Below are 17105 nucleotides of genomic sequence, written 5' to 3'. Positions count from 1 at the left end.
GTCAGTGGGTGCGCCCGGGCAACCTGCCATCAGCGCAGCTGAATGGTCATGTTGGGGCCGCTGGGAATGTCTTCGTCGAACCAGCGTTCGGTGACCGTCTTGGTCTCGGTGTAAAAACGCACCGCCTGCTTGCCGTAGGCGTGCAGATCCCCGTAGAAGGAGCCGCGCCAGCCGGTGAAGGAGAAGAACGGCAGCGGCACCGGGATGGGCACGTTGATCCCCACCTGGCCCACCGCCACCTCGTGGCGAAACTTGCGGGCGGCAGCGCCGCAACCGGTGAAGATGGAGGTGCCGTTGCCGTAGGGGTTGTCGTTGATGAGGGCGAGCGCCTCGTCGAGGCTCGCCACCTCGAGACAGGCCAGCACGGGCCCGAAGATCTCCTCCTTGTAGATGCGCATCTCGGGGGTCACCCCGCGAAACAGGGTCGGCCCCACCCAGTTGCCCACCGGGTAGCCGGGCACGTCGCAAAAGCGGCCGTCCAGCAGGCACTCGGCTCCCTCGGCGATCCCCGCCTCGATGAGCACCTCCACCCTGACTTTGGCCTCCGGGCTGATGAGGGGGCCGTAAGCGGCCTCGGGATCGTGCCAGACGCCGGGTTTCACCTTGGCGAACTCGGCGGCGAGCTCGGGGATCCACTCCCGGGCACTGCCCACGAACACCGCCACGCTGATGGCCATGCAGCGCTGACCGGCGGCGCCGACCCCGGCCCCCACCAGGTTGCTGAGCACCTGCGCCTTGTTGGCATCCGGCATGATCACCATGTGGTTCTTGGCCCCGACAAAGCATTGGGCTCGCTTGAGCTGCGAAGTGGCGCTGCGATAGACGTGGCCGCCGACCCGGGCCGAGCCGACGAAACTGACCGCCTTGATATCGGGGTGGGCCAGCAGCGCATCCACCTGCTCGGCGCCGCCGTGCACCACCGACAGAATGCCCTTGGGGGCTCCCGCCTCGGCAAACAGCTCGGCCAGCCGCATGGGGGTAAGCGGATCCTGCTCGGAGGGCTTGAGCACGAAGCCGTTGCCGCAAGCCACCGCCAGCGGGAACATCCAGAGCGGGATCATGGCCGGAAAGTTGAAGGGAGTGATGCCAAGGCAGACCCCGAGCGGCTGCACCCAGGAGTGGCCGTCGACCCGCCGCGCCACGTTGCCCATGGTCTCCCCCAGGGTTTGGCTGGCGATGGCGCAGGCCTGCTCCACCACCTCGATGCCGCGCCACACATCCCCCTTGGCATCCGCCAGATTCTTGCCGGTCTCCTGGGCCAGCAGGGCCGCCAGCTCGTCGTGATGCGTCTTCAAGAGATGCTGGTAGTTGAACATCACCCGGGCCCGCTCGGAGGCCGGCACCTCCCGCCACAGCAGATAGGCGTCGTGAGCGGTGCGCACCGCCAGTTCAATTTCCGCCGAGGTGGCCTTCGGCACCCGCGCCAGCAGGCTCTGATCCGCCGGGTCGGTCACCTCGATCCACTGCTCGCTCGCGGAAGGATACGCCTCCCCGCCGATGTGCAGCGGCACGTCACCGAACCGGGTCTGATGGTTGTTCATGGGCACTCTCTCCTTGCTGGCACATCATGGGCCGCTTGCGAACGGACCATGGGCACTCCTGTGACGGGGCCATCACGACCGGGCAATCGCCCTTGCCGTCATGGCGCAACAAATTTACCTTAGACTAACAATCAATTTACGTTTACGCTAACGTAAACTTAAATCACAAATGGACTGACCAGTTTGGCTCCCTGTTTCCGCTCGGCCGCCAAGCTGTCACCCCCTTCATATGAGGAGAGCAAGGATGCATGCAGTGATGGACGAGACCCTGTGCGCCCTGACCGAGCAGGTCGAGGCCTTCTGCCAGAAAGTGATCGCGCCGCGCGCTGGCGACATCGATCAGAGCAACGTCTTCCCCCGCGATCTCTGGCCCCGCATGGGGGAGCTGGGTCTGCACGGCATCACGGTGGCAGAGGAGTATGACGGGGTGAACCTCGGCTATCTGGCCCATGTGCTGGTGATGGAGCAGGTGAGCCGCGCCAGCGCCTCGGTCGGCCTCTCCTACGGCGCCCACTCCAATCTCTGCATCAACCAGATCCACCGCCACGGCACGGCGGAGCAAAAAGCGCGCTACCTGCCCCCGCTGGTGAGCGGCGAGCATGTGGGGGCGCTGGCCATGAGCGAGCCGGGAGCCGGTTCAGATGTTGTCAGCATGCGCCTCAGCGCGGTGCGTGAGGGAGATCATTTCGTGCTCAATGGCAACAAGATGTGGATCACCAACGGGCCCGATGCCGACACCTTCGTCATCTATGCCAAGACCGATCCCGCCGCCGGTCCCAAAGGGATTTCCGCCTTTATCGTCGAGGCGGGGACCCCCGGTTTCTCCACCGCCCAGAAACTCGACAAGCTCGGTATGCGCGGCTCCAGCACCTGCGAGCTGGTGTTCGATAACTGCCGGGTGCCGCAGGAAAACCTGCTGGGCCCCTTGCATGGCGGGGTCAAGGTGCTGATGAGCGGGCTGGATTACGAGCGGGTGGTGCTGGCGGCCGGCCCCCTTGGCATCATGCAGGCCTGCATGGATGTGGTGCTGCCCTATGTGCGCGAGCGCAAGCAGTTTGGCCAGCCCATCGGTGAGTTCCAGCTGGTGCAGGGCAAGCTCGCCGACATGTATACCCGCCTCGCCAGCAGCCGGGCGCTGGTCTACTCGGTGGCGAGCGCCTGCGATCAGGGCCGCACCAGCCGCAAGGATTGCGCCGCTGCCATCCTGTTTGCCGCCGAAAATGCCACCCAGATGGCGCTTGATGCCATCCAGCTGCTCGGCGGCAACGGCTACATCAACGAATACCCCACCGGCCGCCTGCTGCGGGACGCCAAGCTCTACGAGATAGGCGCCGGCACCTCGGAGATCCGCCGCTGGCTCATCGGCCGCGAGCTGATGGGAGATAACGCATGAGCAGGATCCACTCCCGCCTCGACACGGCGAGTCCGGAATATGCGGCCAATCTGGCCGCCATGCAGGCACTGGTCGACGATCTCAATGCCCGTCTGGAGGAGATAGCCTTGGGCGGGGGCGCTGCCAACAACGCCCGCCATCAGGCCCGTGGCAAGCTGCTGCCCCGCGAGCGCATCAACCAGCTGCTGGACCCGGGTTCCCCGTTTCTCGAACTGTCGGCGCTGGCCGGCTGGCAGGTCTATGACGAGCCGGTGCCCGCCGCCGGCATCATCACCGGCATCGGCCGGGTCTCTGGGCGCCTGTGCATGCTGGTGGTAAATGATGCCACCGTGAAGGGCGGCACCTACTACCCGCTCACGGTGAAAAAACACCTGCGCGCCCAGGCCATCGCCGAGCGGCTGCGCCTCCCCTGCCTCTATCTGGTGGATTCCGGCGGTGCCTTCCTGCCGATGCAGGACGAGGTGTTCCCCGACCGGGATCACTTTGGCCGCATCTTCTACAACCAGGCCCGCATGTCGGCCCAGAACATCCCCCAGCTGGCGGTGGTGATGGGCCTCTGTACCGCCGGAGGCGCCTATGTGCCCGCCATGGCGGACGAGTCGATCATGGTCAGGGAGCAGGCCACCATCTTTCTGGCGGGGCCGCCGCTGGTCAAGGCCGCCACCGGCGAGGAGATCAGCGCCGAGGCGCTGGGCGGCGCCGAGGTGCACTGCGCCCACTCCGGAGTGGCGGATCACATGGCCCGCGACGATGGCCACGCCCTGGCCATCGCCCGCACCCTGGTGACCCACCTGGGGAGCGAACCGGTAGAGACCAGCCCCGGTTATGAGCCCCCCTGCTACCCCATCGAGGATCTCTACGGTCTGGTGGGCACCGGCCTCAAGCGCCCCTATGACGCACGGGAGCTGATCGCCAGGTTGGTGGATGGCTCGGACTTTGACGAATTCAAGGCGCTGTTCGGCACCACACTGGTGACCGGCTTTGCCCGCATCTGCGGCATGCCGGTGGGGATCCTCGCCAACAATAGCGTGCTGCACAGCGACAGCGCCCAGAAGGGGGCCCACTTCATCCAGCTTTGCAACCGGCGCGCCATCCCGCTGATCTTTTTGCAAAACATCACCGGCTTTATGGTGGGAAGCCAAGCCGAGCGCGAAGGGATCGCCAAGCACGGCGCCAAGCTGGTCACCGCCGTGGCCTGCAGCCGGGTACCCAAGATCACCCTGATCGTCGGCGGCAGCTTCGGTGCCGGCAACTACGGCATGTGCGGCCGCGCCTATGAACCCGATTTTCTCTTTAGCTGGCCCAACAGCCGCATCTCCGTCATGGGCGGCGAGCAGGCGGCCGGGGTGCTGGTGCAGGTACGTCGGGACAAACTGGCAGCCGAGGGCAAGAGCCTGAGCGAGCAGGAAGCTGCCACCATCCGCGCCCCGGTGATCGAGCAGTATGAGCGCCAGGGTCACCCCTACTACGCCAGCGCTCGCCTGTGGGATGACGGCGTCATCGACCCGGCCCAGAGCCGCACCGTGCTGGCGCTGGCGCTGGCGGCCTGTCAGGGGGCCGAGACCGGCCCGGAACAGTACGGCATCTTCCGGATGTAAGGAGTTCACATGTCCGATCCACTCAGTCACGCTCTCCAGCCCGGTTTTCGGCTGGAGCGACACGGCCCGCTGGCCGAGCTGGTGCTCGACCGCCCGGCCCGCCACAACGCCTTCGACGCCGACCTCATGCTGGGGCTGCTCGACTGCCTCGACGAGCTGGCCCACACCCACGGCCAGGCCCTCGCCGATCGCCCCCACGCCTTGCTGCTGCGGGCCGAAGGCAAGCATTTTTGCGCCGGCGCCGACCTCAACTGGATGCGCAACCTGGCTCATGCCGATTTCGAGCACAACCGGGAAGACGCCCGGGTGCTGGCCCGGCTGATGCAAACCCTGGACGAGCTCCCCTTCCCCACGGTGGCGCTGGTACAGGGCGCCGCCTACGGCGGAGCGCTGGGCCTCATCTGCACCTGCGATCTGGTGCTGGCCGCCGATGACGCCCGCTTCTGCCTCTCCGAGGTGAGTCTCGGGCTGGTGCCCGCGGTGATCAGCCCCTACGTGGTGCGCGCCATGGGGATGCGCCAGGCCCGCGCCCTGATGCTCTGTGCCGAACCGTTCGATGCAGTGACCGCCTGCCGGCTCAACGTGGCACACCGACGCTGCCCGCCGGATCAGCTGCTGGCCGAAGGACGCGCGCAGGCCCTGCGCCTGTGCCGCAACGGGCCGGAAGCGATGAAAGAGACCAAGCGGCTGCTGGCCGCCCTCGAGAGCCACGGCGCCAGCCTGCACGAAGAGAAAACCGTCGAGACCATCGCCCGGGTACGGGTCGGTCTTGAAGCCCAGGAGGGGATGCAAGCCTTCTTCGACAAACGCCCCCCCGCCTGGCGCCCCCGTTTCAAGGACGAAGCATGACTCAATACCACCCCATCAAGCGCCTGCTGATCGCCAACTGTGCTCAATATAACTGGCGTGTGGATCAACACGCTTCGCACTTGTGCGCCTTGAACAACAGGGAGTCAGCATGACCCATCACACTCCAATTAAGCGCCTGCTGATCGCCAATCGCGGCGAAATCGCCGTGCGCATCATCAAGACAGCCCGGCGCCTCGGCATTCACACCATCGCCCTCTACTCGGACGCCGACGCCCGCGCCATGCATGTGCGGGAAGCCGACGAAGCCTGGCATCTGGGGCCGGCCCCCGCCCGGGAGAGCTACCTCGACACCGGCAAGGTGCTGCGCATCGCCCAGCAGGCGAACGCCGACGCCATCCACCCGGGTTACGGTTTCCTGTCCGAAAACAGCGATTTTGCCACCGCCTGCGAGCAGCGGGGCTTGCGTTTCATCGGGCCAAGCGGCGCCGCCATTCTCGCCATGGGCGACAAGTCGGGCGCCAAGGCGCTGATGCAGACAGCCGGCGTGCCGGTGCTGCCCGGTTATCACGGCGCGGATCAGCACCCCGACTTTTTGCGCGATCAGACGAGCCAGGTGGGCTTTCCGCTCCTTATCAAGGCGGCCAGCGGCGGCGGTGGCAAGGGGATGCGCCGGGTCGATCAGCTGGCCGACTTTGACGAGGCCCTGGCGGCGGTCAAGCGGGAGGCAAGTTCTGCCTTCGGTGACGACCACGTGCTGCTGGAGCGCTATCTCGCCCGCGCCCGCCACGTGGAGGTGCAGGTGTTTGCCGATACCCTTGGCAACGCCATCTATCTGGGGGACCGGGACTGCTCGTTGCAGCGCCGTCACCAGAAGGTGATCGAGGAGGCCCCCGCCCCCGACATCGCACCGGCGCTGCGCCGCGCCATGGGCGAGGCCGCCGTCGCCGCCGCCCGGGCCATCAAATATCGGGGAGCCGGCACCATCGAGTTTCTGCTGTGCGGGGAGGAGTTCTTCTTCATGGAGATGAACACCCGGCTGCAGGTGGAGCACCCGGTCACCGAGGCCGTCACCGGCCAGGATCTGGTGGCCTGGCAGCTGGCGGTGGCCGAAGGCAAGCCGCTGCCGCTCACCCAGGAGGAAGTGGTGCTGCGCGGCCATGCGGTGGAGGCGCGCCTCTACGCCGAGGACGTGGCGGCCGGTTTTCTGCCCGCCAGCGGCCCCATCAATTGGCTTCACTGGCCGGCTGGTGTGCGCATCGACACCGGCGTCAGTGCCGGCGATGCGGTGAGCCCCTATTACGACCCCATGATCGCCAAGCTGATCGCCCACGCAGCGAGCCGCAGCGAAGCCTTTGCCAGCCTGGCCGACGCGCTGGCGGCGCTGGAACTCGGCCCCTTGGTGCACAACGGCCCGCTCTTGCTGCGCCTGTGCGAAGAGCCTGACGTCTTGGCCATGGGCCACCACACCCAGTGGCCCATTCCCACCGACACCCTGCCCGTTCCGGCGCTCGCCTGGCCGCTCGCCGCCCTCTGGCTCGCCAGTCGCGAGCACGGCGCCTCCCCCTGGCAGCAGGCCGCAGGCTTTCGGCTGGGCCCCACCCGCAGCTTTAGCGCAGCGGTGCGCATCGGCGAGGAGGCCCGCGTGCTGACCCTCGCCGAGCGGGCAGGCAGCCTGCTCTGGCAGGGCGAGCAGATCCCGTTCGAGCTCGGGGCGGATCAGATCCGCCTGCAGCAGGCCGGCAGCTGGCAGCGCTACCCGCTGCACACCCTCGGCGAGGGCGACTATCTGCTGCAACTGGCGGGCAGGCGCATCCGCTTTTCGGCCGATGATCAGCATCATCAGCTGCACCATGATCACGAGGCAGGCGATGCCCCCGGCATCCTGGCCCCCATGCACGGCATCGTCGTGGCGTTGCAGGTCGAGGCCGGCCAGCCGGTCAGCAAGGGACAACCCCTGCTGGTGCTGGAGGCGATGAAGATGGAGCACGTCCTCAAGGCCGACCGGGATGGGGTGATCGAGGCGCTGCAGTGCCGCCAGGGCGAACAGGTGAGTCAGGGCGCCCTGCTGGTGCGCTTTGCCGAGCAGCATACCGCGCAGGAGGAACGCTCATGAGCCGAGCACAGGAGAGCCGGGACGACAAGGTCAGCCTGGTGGAGATGGGGCCGCGGGACGGCCTGCAAAATGAGGCCGCCACCCTCTCGCTGGTGCAGCGGCTGGAGCTCATCGCCCGCCTGGCCGAGTGCGGGCTGCAGCGCATCGAGGTCGGCGCTTTCGTGTCGCCCAGGAAGGTGCCGCAGATGGCGGATTCCGCCGCACTGTTCAACGCCCTGCCGCGCAGGGGGCCGACCCGCTATGGCGCCCTGGTGCCCAATCTGCAGGGTCTGCAGGCCGCCATTGCCGCCCGCGCCGACGAGATAGGCCTCTTCACCGCCTGCTCCGACGGCTTTACTCAGGCCAACATCGGCATCAGTGTGGAGGAGTCGCTGGTACGTTTCGCCCCGCTGGTGCAGGAGGCGCGCAGCCTCGGCATCAAGGTGCGCGGCTACCTCTCCACTGTCATCGCCTGCCCGTTCGATGGCCCCACCCGGCCCAAGCGGGTCGCCGCCATGGCCGAGCGGCTGCTGGATCTGGGCTGCCACGAGATATCGCTCGGCGACACCATCGGCGTCGGCACCCCGGGCACGGTCGCCCCCATGCTGGATGCGGTGCTGCACGAGATCCCGGCCGGCCGGCTCGCAGTCCATTTTCACGACACCTATGGCCAGGGGCTGGCCAACCTGCTGCCAGCGCTGGAGCGCGGCATCCGCACCATCGACAGCTCGGTGGCCGGGCTCGGCGGCTGCCCCTATGCCCCCGGCGCCTCCGGCAACGTCGCCTCGGAGGAGGTGGTCTACCTGCTGCACGGCCTTGGCATGAGCACCGGCGTCGACCTCGACCAGCTGGCTGCCACCGGCCAGTGGGTCAGCGAGCAGCTCGGCCGCCCCAACGGCTCGCGGGTCGGCCGGGCCCTGCACGCCAATGCCGAGCGGCTGCGCACCCGGCTGTGCCAGTCATCCCCGCAATAAGGAACCCCGCCATGTCCAACACCCTCGCCCACGGGCTCGCCGGCAAGGAGGTGACCTACAGCATCTCCGAGCTGGCCCACGAGTTCGACATCACGCCGCGCACCATCCGCTACTACGAGGACGAGGGGCTCATTACCCCGACCCGGGAGGGGCAGACCCGCATCTACAGCCACAAGGACAAGATCCGGCTCAAGCTGACCCTGCGCGGCAAGCGCCTCGGTTTCAGCCTGGCGGAGATCCGCGAGCTGTTCGACATGTATGACACCGACCGCTCCAGCAAGACCCAGCTCAACTCCATGATCCAGCTCATCGAGGCCAAGCGTCACTCCCTGCGCCAGCAGCTGGAGGATATCCAGATGGTGATGGCCGAGCTGGAGGCGGCCGAGCAGCGCTGTGTTAATTCCCTTAACAGCTTGAAAACCAGCGCAGATTAACCGAATCTGGGATCATCTCTGCCTGCTGGGAGACCCCATGAAACGCTGGTGCTGGTTGTTGCTGCTGCTCTGCTGTACGGCATGGGGCCACCCGCTGATCCGGGTCGGTGGTTACCCCTATGCCCCCTTCGTCGTCAAGGACGACAGCGGCCACTATCGCGGGCTGACCCTGGATCTCATCGCCCTGCTCAACGACATCCAGCAGGATGTGCACTTCGTGTTCGTGCCCACCTCGGCCCCCCACCGCTACAAGGCGCTGGCCCTCGGCCGCTTCTCGCTGATGCTATTCGAGGATATCCGCTGGGACTGGAATGCCGATCAGGTGCGCATCAGCCGTCCGCTGCTGCTGGGCGGTGAGCGCTATGTCGCCCTCAAGGCACCGGGGCGGGATCAATCCTTCTTTGACAACCTGGCCGAGCGCCAGCTGATCGGGGTCAGCGGCTATCACTACGGCATCGCCGATTTCGACGCCAGCGCGAGCATCCTGAAGCAGCGTTTCAATATCACCCTGGTCAAGGACAACATCAGCGCCCTGCAGGGGCTGTTCAAGGGGCGCGGCGAGGTGGCCATCCTCAACCTCTCCTACCTCAACCAGTTCGACAAGGAGTACCCCGAGCAGGCCGACCAGCTGCTGCGCTCCAACCGGTGGGATCAGCAGTATGAGCTGCGCGCCCTGCTCAGCCCGGACGCCGGGATCTCGGTACAGCAGCTGGAGCAGTGGCTGGCCCGGCTGAAAGAGAGCGGGAAATTGGCAAGTCTTTGGACAAAGTACGGCGTACAGCATCAAGTGGCACCATGATCATGCCCTGAAAGTTTGTTACCCTATGCGCATCAATTGGAGACCCTCATGCCCAAGCCTCTGCGTGCCCGTCTGCTGCGCTACGCCCTCTACCTCTGCGCCGCCCTGCTGCTCTCCCTGCTTATTCTGTTATGGCAAGCCCCCACGCTGACCCAGCGCCACCTGCCGAGCTGGCTGGCCAAACACTACGGCCTGCACCTGAGCCTGGGGGAGATCGACGTCGGCCTGCGCCACCCCTCCCTCGCCATCGGCCCCACCACCCTGTTCGATGACCAGCAGCAGCCCCTCGTCGCCTTTGAACGCCTGCAGCTCACCCCCTTGCTAGGGGAAAGCTGGCGCCAGCGCGCCCTGATCCTCGACGAGGCGCGCCTCGTCAAGCCAACCGTCAACCTGGTGCGACTGGCGGATCAAGGCAAAACCGTTCGCTTCAATTTGACCGAGGCGCTGGCCAGCCTGCTCGTGCAAAATGATGTGCCCGCCACCAGCAACGAGGCCCCCCTGCTGGTACAGATCAACCAACTGGCGGCAGAGCAGGGTCACATCATCTATCAGGACAGCCGCAAGCAGAGCAGCCCCGGCTGGGTGCCCAGCCTGACCCTGAGCGGGCTCGACCTGCAACTGCCGACCTTCTCCACCGTCCCTGGCCGCGCCAACCCCTTCGCGCTTGCCGCCACCCTCAACCAGCAGAGCCCGCTCAAGGCGAGCGGTGAGTTCGACATCATGAGCGGCGCCGGCAAGGGTAAGATCAGCCTCGGCAAGCTGGCGCTCGCCCCCTTCGCCCCGCTCTGGGCCCCTTATCTCGACGTCAAGCTGGCCAAGGGCGAGGCCAACGCTGAGCTGACCTACCAGATAGCCGAGGGCAAGCAGGGGCTGAGCTGGCAACTCTCCAAGGGCAAGCTGACCCTCAATGACTGGCAGCTCCAGCGTCGCAAGGGCGGCGAATTTGCCCGCTTCAAGCAGCTGGCGCTGACCGGCATCGCACTCGACGGCAACAAGCAGGCGCTGCAGATCGACCGGCTGGCGCTCAAGGCGCCGGCCGTCAGCGCGGTGCTCGATGCCAACCAGCAGCTGGATCTGGCCACCATGCTGCTCCCCCAGCCGCCGGTCAACACCAGTAAAGCCGCCAAACCGGCGGCGCCGGACCAACCCTGGCGCTGGAGCCTCAAGCAGACTCACATCGAGCAGGGCCAGCTCAAGCTGACCGAATCGAGCAGCTGCAAACCGCTGCTGCGCGAGCTCTCCGCACTGACGCTGGCGCTGGGTCCGCTGGGCAGCCAGAGCGGACAGAGCAGTCCGCTGACCTTGAGCGGGGTGCTCAACAATCAGGCGAAACTGGACTTTGACGGCAACCTCGCCCTCACCCCCTTCAGCCTCAACGGCGAGATCAGGCAACAGGGCCTGCCGCTCAGCTGGGCCCAGCCCTATCTGCAGGATCTGCTGCGCATCAGCGTGCGCGACGGCCAGCTTGCCAGCCGCACCAAGCTGGCGCTGGCCACCGATGCCAAGGGGGCATTGAGCAAGCTGGAGTTGAGTGGCGGGCTCGATATCGAACGGCTCAACGTGCTGGATCGGGCCGACAACCAGCGCCTGCTGCAAATTGAGCAGTTGCAGCTGAGCGGCCTGCACTACGACGGCATCAGCCAGCAGGTAAAGATCGACGACATCCTGCTGCGCAAACCCTTCGCCCGCATCGAGATCAACGAGGACAGGGTCACCAACGTGCAGCAACTGCTGCTGCCGCAACCCGCCACGGCCAAGCCCGCCAGCAGCGGGCCGGCCCCCCGCGTCAGCATCGCCCAGGTGCGCACCGAGCAGGGCAACCTGCGCTTTGCCGATCGCAGCCTGAGCCCGGAATTCGTGGTGGACATCGCGGCCCTCAGCGGTCAGAGCCGCCACATCAGCAACATCCCAGGCCAGCGCTCCGAGCTGGCCTTCAACGGCAAGGTGGACCGCTACGCCCCGGTGACCATCCGCGGCGGCACCAATCTGCTGATCGAGCAGCCGGTGCTGGACGTGGCCGTCACCTTCAACAACCTGGAGCTCACCACCTTCACCCCCTACTCCAGCACCTACGCCGGCTATGCCATCGACAAGGGCCAGCTCTCCATGAAGCTCAACTACCAGTTGCAGGGCAATCGGCTGGAGGGGGACAACGACATCACCATCAAGAAGCTGCAGCTGGGGGAAAAGGTCAAGAGCGAGCAGGCCAAGGATCTGCCGCTGGGACTGGCGGTCGCCCTGCTGAGCGATGCCAACGGCGTCATCCAGATGAACCTGAAGGTGAAGGGCAACCTGGATCAGCCGGACTTCAGCCTCGGCAACATCTTCTGGGACGTGCTCGGCAACACCCTGCGCAAGGCCGTCACCTCCCCCTTCTCGCTGCTCGCCTCCCTGGCGGGCGGCAGCGAGGATCTCGATGAGCTGCCCTTCCTGCCCGGTGAGCCGGATCTCACCCCCACCCAGCAGGAGAAACTGGCCAAACTGGCGCAAGCCCTCAAGGATAGGCCCAAGCTCAGCATGAATATCCGCGGCAAGGTCAACTTCAACGAGGAGCGACCCATCCTGCAGCGCCAGAAGCTGGAGCGAGCGCTGGCCAAGATCACCGGCGGCCCGGTGGACCTCGAGCTGCTGGAGCAGGACCCCGCCATGCAATCGGCCCTGGCACAAGCTTATGAGGCCCGTTTCAACGAAGATCTCGGGGATCTGGCCGATCGGCTGAAGCTCGATGAAGAGAGCCCGGCCCTGCGCGCCCAGGCGGTGCTCCTGCTGCGGGATCAGCAGCTCATCACCGCCAAGTCCCTGCGCAATCTGGCCATGCGCCGCGCCCAGAACACCAAGGAGTTTCTGGTGGACCGCCAGGGGATAGCGCCGGAGCGGCTGTTCGTGCTGGACAGCCAGGTCAAGGAGGCCGACAAGGAGGCCAAGGTGGTGCTGACGCTGGACGATTGAGCCGGTGGCATCAGCAGGATGAGGGGGATGCCATGCCTTTCATCCTGCCCGCTCGTCTCCTCCTGGCGCCCATCGCCAAATCCATCATCTCGCCGCAGTCTTGCTTTACCCTTGCAGCAGCCAGCCACTGGCTCTCTCGGCAATTCAGCCACCACACGGCCACGCCTGCGTGATGACACAGCCACTTATCGGGCCAGGATTTTCTCACCCAGCCCCCTAGCCTTCGGTCGTTTAAGCCCTCAACCGTCTCAGCTAACAAGTCCGGCACCTAACAAGTCCGACACAAAGGCCCCTGCTCAACCTTGTCGATGCTGCGAGCAGACAGCTTGGCCGTTTGCCTTAACCAAGCAATGAACACCTCTTGTCTGATGGCATATGAGGGCATTTTTTATGCCTCAAACGTACTCGGGCTTGGCAATGGGCATCCCGTTGACGGCACTGCTCAGCCCATCCGCCCGAATTGTATGAAACTTTCAGAATCGTGCTGCTCAATACAATTTATCAACCTTGTCCGTACCATTCATTCACCTGCCATCTACCTGGATAGCACGAATGGTCAGTTGGGTAAAAAATCCCGTTATTTTTTTACCGTTTCGACCATTCCCCCCCTTGCCCAGCGCCCAGAGCCTGCCTAAAATCGCGCGTCTTTTATCAACCCCCACCTCTATTTTTGGAGAACGCCACGTGAGCGAAAAATTGGCCAACCCTGCCCCTCTGGGTCTGATGGGTTTCGGTATGACCACCATTCTGCTGAACATCCATAACGCAGGTTTCTTCCCCATCAGCGCCATGATCCTGGCCATGGGCCTGTGCTATGGCGGTCTGGCCCAGATCATCGCCGGTATCATGGAGTACAAGCGCGGCAACACCTTCGGTGTGACTGCCTTCATCTCCTACGGCACCTTCTGGTGGAGCCTGGTGTTCCTGCTGGTGATGCCGACCATGGGTCTGGCCGAAGCCACCCCGCACGCCTACATGGGCTGGTACCTGCTGATGTGGGGCATGTTCACCCTGTTCATGCTGATCGGGACCGTCAACTACCCGCGCGTGAAGCAGTTCGTGTTCGCCTCCCTGACCGTGCTGTTCTTCCTGCTGGCCGCCCGTGACTTCACCGGCAGCACCCTGATCGGCACCATCGCCGGTTTCGAAGGCATCATCTGCGGCGCCAGCGCCATCTACCTGGCCATGGCCACCGTGATCAACGAGCAGTTCGGCCGCACCGTGATGCCCATCGGCGATCACAAGAAAGCCGCCGCCGTTCAGCTCAAAGCCGCTGCCTAAGCACCCGGCCGACACAGCTGTCACGAAAAAGGCACCCCGCGGGGTGCCTTTTTGTTGGGCGCGATTTGCCAGGATCGCCCGGCTAGCCGTGATACTCGGGCTCCCCCGCCAGCAGCCGGGTGGCAGGAAAACGCGCGGCCGGTTGCTGGCCGAAGAAGCGGGTGAATTGCTGGTACACCGCCGGATAGGTGTCGCGCAGGCGCAGCGGATCAGTAAAAAAGCACTCGCTGCACACCGCAAAAAATTCGGCCGGGTGCGAGGCAGCGTAAGGATCGATGGCAGTAGGCTCGTGGCGATCCAGCTGCCCCTGCATGGCATCGAATGCCGCCTGCAGCGCACCGCTCCACTGGCGCGGATCCATGCCCGCCGGCAGTGGCGGCGCCCCGTCGGCCTCCCCCCCCAGCATGTCGAGCTTGTGGGTCAGCTCGTGGATCACCAGATTGAAGCCGTCCCAGTCCCCGTCCTGCTGCAGCTCGCTCCAGGCCAGCACCAGCGGCCCCTGTGGCCAGGATTCGCCGGCGTTCTCCTCTTCGACTTCACTCACCAATCCGAACTCGTCCTGCACCTGCTGGCGGCGCACCACCGGCTCGGGGATCAGGATGATCTCGTGAAAACCCCGATACCAGTCGAGCCCCAGATGCAAAATCGGCAGCGCCGCCTGCAGGGCCAGCACCGCCTGCTGACGGGAAGTGAGTGACACCCCGAGCTGGGTCAGGGTCTTGCGGGCCAGCAGCTGCTGTGCCAGCCCGATCAGGGTCTGCTCCTCCTCCCGGGAAAAACCCTGCAAAATGGGCACCGCAGCCAAGGCTTGCTGCCACTCCAGCGCGCCAGGCCCATTGTCATCTTGCCGGGACGCACCACCAAACACACTTCGTAAGCGGGACCAGAACACGCAGACTCCTCTTGCTGATCAGACTGTTTTCACAAACCGTTTCGGACGCTCGACATATCCTTGCGCCAGATAGAAGCGATGGGCCCCTTCCCGCTTGAGGCTGCTGGAGAGCTCCAGCTGGCTGCAACCCAGCGCTCGCGCCCGCTCCTCTGCCGCCACCAGCAGGGCGGCGCCGACGCCGCGTCCCCTTGCACCCTCATCGACAACCAGCGCCGAGATCAGGCCCCACGCTGGTGCAACGTGCAGCGGGCTCAGCCAGTGCCACACCAGCACGCCTGCTATCTCCTCCCCCAGGCAGGCCACCAGCACCTCGCGGGCCGGATCTTGCACCAGCCAGCGCTCGCCCAGCACCTGCGGGCTGACCGGGTAACCCAGCTGGCCGAACAGGTCGGCCATGGCGGCCGTATCCTCGGCACACACCGGGCGGATCATCGCTATTTCTTGCTCCATCTTCATCCTTGGCCTTGATTTTGCTCTCCTTCTCCCGCCGCAGAACGCCGATGAAAGAGGAGATGATACCGGGCCGGCACCGCATTCTGTCCAGTTGCACCGGCCATTTGTTAATGTCAATTCACAAATTAACAAGATAACAACATATTTCGCTGGGAAGCCCCAGCACAAATCGATATGTTAAAACCCGCGGACTGGCCAGTGGAAACATCCACCGACCCGTCCCACACCATAACGAGTGACCCCAGGGTCACCACCAATTTGAGGGAGCGGGGCACAGACCCCGCCAACAAGACAGCACAACAAAGGAGTTGTTGTACATGAATGAGATCGTCAATGCCATCAATGGTGTGATTTGGAGCCCGGCGCTCATCTATCTGTGTCTGGGGGTAGGCCTCTACTTCTCCCTGCGCAGCCGCTTCCTGCAACTGCGTCACATCAAGGAGATGATCCGGCTGATGTTTGATGGCAAGAGCACGGATGCGGGTGTCTCCTCCTTCCAGGCGCTGGCCATGACCCTGGCCGGCCGGGTAGGTACCGGCAACATCGCCGGCGTCGCCACCGCCATCACCTTCGGCGGCCCGGGTGCCATGTTCTGGATGTGGATGGTGGCCTTCCTCGGCTCCAGCTCCGCCTTCGTGGAGTCCACCCTGGGCCAGGTCTACAAGGAGAAGATCAACGGCGAATACCGCGGCGGCCCGGCCTTCTACATCGAGAAAGGGCTCGGCATGAAGTGGTACGCCTGGACGTTCGCCATCGCCACCATCTTTGCCTGCGGCGTGCTGCTGCCGGGGGTGCAGGCCAACTCCATCGGCGCCAGCCTGCAGACCGCGTTTGATATCGATCCGAACGTCACCGCCGCCGGTCTGGCACTGCTGCTCGGCTTCATCATCTTCGGCGGCGTCAAGCGCATCGCCAACTTCGCCAGTACCGTGGTGCCCTTCATGGCGCTCGGCTACATCATCGTCGCCTGCGTCATCATCGCCCTCAACATCCACGCCCTGCCCGGCGTGATCCTGCTGATCTGGAAGAGTGCCTTCGGCTTTGATGCCGGCTTTGGCGCCATTCTGGGTCTGGCCATCATGTGGGGGGTCAAGCGCGGGGTCTACTCCAATGAAGCGGGTCAGGGTACCGGGCCGCACGCCTCCTCTGCCGCCGCAGTAAGTCACCCGGCCAAACAGGGCCTGGTGCAGGCGTTCTCGGTCTATATCGACACCCTGTTCGTCTGCTCCGCCACCGGCTTCATGCTGCTCATCACCGGCCTCTACAACGTGCAGGGACCGGACGGCGCCGCCCTCTACACCGGCATCGCCGGCGTGGCTGCAGGCCCGGGCTACGTGCAGACCGCCATGGAGAGCATGATGCCTGGCTTTGGCAGCATGTTCGTGGCCATCGCGCTGTTCTTCTTCGCCTTCACCACCATCGTCGCCTACTACTACATCGCAGAAACCAACATCGCCTACATCAACCGCAAGGTGAACCGTCCCTGGCTGACCTTCGTGCTGAAATTGACTCTGATGGCCTCCACCGTCTATGGCACAGTGAAAACCGCCGAGCTCGCCTGGGGCATGGGTGACATAGGCGTCGGGCTGATGGCCTGGCTCAACATCATCGCCATCCTGCTGCTGCAAAAGACCGCCTTTGCCTGCCTGCGCGACTATGAAGCGCAGCAAGCCAAGGGGCTGGATCCGGTGTTCCACCCGGAGAAACTCGGCATCAAGAACGCCGACTACTGGGCCGGTCATCGCTCCGAAGACAACCTGGAGCAGGAAAAATCCGGTCACCCCTTCGAACCGGACCAGGATCGCAAGATCTCCTGATCGCGCACCACTCCCCAACAAAAATGGCAGCCTCGGCTGCCATTTTTGTTTCTTTAATTTCAATAAGTTGTA

General features: G+C 64.9%; 13 protein-coding genes. 10 read left to right on the top strand and 3 right to left on the bottom strand.

What is annotated here, in order from left to right:
* Positions 1-29: 29 nt before the first annotated feature.
* A complete protein-coding gene (locus PG900_RS01910; protein ID WP_270830788.1) occupies positions 30-1541 on the bottom strand; it encodes a CoA-acylating methylmalonate-semialdehyde dehydrogenase in 1512 nt (503 codons plus the stop codon).
* 244 nt (positions 1542-1785) lie between these two features.
* On the opposite strand from PG900_RS01910, the gene PG900_RS01905 reads away from it, so the two are divergent.
* The 9 genes from PG900_RS01905 to PG900_RS01865 all read left to right on the top strand — a co-directional run bounded on the left by PG900_RS01905 (position 1786) and on the right by PG900_RS01865 (position 13871).
* Positions 1786-2934 (top strand): isovaleryl-CoA dehydrogenase, encoded by a 1149-nt coding sequence (locus tag PG900_RS01905; protein ID WP_270800804.1) that lies wholly within the window; start codon positions 1786-1788, stop codon positions 2932-2934.
* The gene (locus PG900_RS01900) at positions 2931-4532 is read left to right on the top strand and encodes a carboxyl transferase domain-containing protein (RefSeq protein WP_270800803.1); all 1602 of its coding nucleotides are present in this window, start codon (positions 2931-2933) and stop codon (positions 4530-4532) included. Before PG900_RS01905 ends, PG900_RS01900 begins: the two co-directional genes overlap by 4 nt.
* A gap of 9 nt (positions 4533-4541) precedes the next feature.
* A complete protein-coding gene (locus PG900_RS01895; protein WP_076360645.1) occupies positions 4542-5381 on the top strand; it encodes an enoyl-CoA hydratase-related protein in 840 nt (279 codons plus the stop codon).
* Positions 5382-5490: 109 nt separating this feature from the next.
* A complete protein-coding gene (locus PG900_RS01890) occupies positions 5491-7455 on the top strand; it encodes an acetyl/propionyl/methylcrotonyl-CoA carboxylase subunit alpha (RefSeq protein ID WP_270800802.1) in 1965 nt (654 codons plus the stop codon).
* Positions 7452-8408: a hydroxymethylglutaryl-CoA lyase gene (locus PG900_RS01885; protein ID WP_242798898.1), complete on the top strand. Its 957-nt coding sequence runs from the start codon at positions 7452-7454 to the stop codon at positions 8406-8408. The genes PG900_RS01890 and PG900_RS01885 overlap by 4 nt, the downstream gene beginning before the upstream one ends.
* A gap of 11 nt (positions 8409-8419) precedes the next feature.
* Positions 8420-8842, top strand: coding sequence for a MerR family transcriptional regulator (locus PG900_RS01880; protein WP_016350898.1), 423 nt, complete (start codon positions 8420-8422; stop codon positions 8840-8842).
* 37 nt (positions 8843-8879) lie between these two features.
* Positions 8880-9641, top strand: a complete 762-nt coding sequence (locus PG900_RS01875; RefSeq protein WP_270800799.1) for a substrate-binding periplasmic protein — start codon at positions 8880-8882, stop codon at positions 9639-9641.
* A gap of 48 nt (positions 9642-9689) precedes the next feature.
* Entirely contained in the window at positions 9690-12590 is a 2901-nt protein-coding gene (locus PG900_RS01870) for a DUF748 domain-containing protein (RefSeq protein WP_270830787.1), read from the top strand.
* 684 nt (positions 12591-13274) lie between these two features.
* Positions 13275-13871, top strand: a complete 597-nt coding sequence (locus PG900_RS01865) for an acetate uptake transporter (protein WP_011705937.1) — start codon at positions 13275-13277, stop codon at positions 13869-13871.
* A gap of 82 nt (positions 13872-13953) precedes the next feature.
* Here the strand turns inward: PG900_RS01865 and PG900_RS01860 are convergent, their stop codons facing one another.
* Positions 13954-14763: a zinc-dependent peptidase gene (locus PG900_RS01860; protein ID WP_024943952.1), complete on the bottom strand. Its 810-nt coding sequence runs from the start codon at positions 14761-14763 to the stop codon at positions 13954-13956.
* Between the two features lie 18 nt (positions 14764-14781).
* Positions 14782-15219, bottom strand: coding sequence for a GNAT family N-acetyltransferase (locus PG900_RS01855; RefSeq protein WP_270800796.1), 438 nt, complete (start codon positions 15217-15219; stop codon positions 14782-14784).
* A 314-nt stretch (positions 15220-15533) separates the two neighbouring features.
* Between PG900_RS01855 and PG900_RS01850 the strand changes: the two genes are divergently transcribed.
* Positions 15534-17033 (top strand): alanine/glycine:cation symporter family protein, encoded by a 1500-nt coding sequence (locus tag PG900_RS01850; RefSeq protein WP_011705934.1) that lies wholly within the window; start codon positions 15534-15536, stop codon positions 17031-17033.
* The last annotated feature ends 72 nt before the right edge of the window (positions 17034-17105 follow it).

This window comes from Aeromonas sp. QDB03 (genome assembly GCF_027707985.1).
GTDB lineage: Bacteria > Pseudomonadota > Gammaproteobacteria > Enterobacterales > Aeromonadaceae > Aeromonas > Aeromonas hydrophila.
This window is presented reverse-complemented; position numbering and strand designations above follow the sequence as displayed.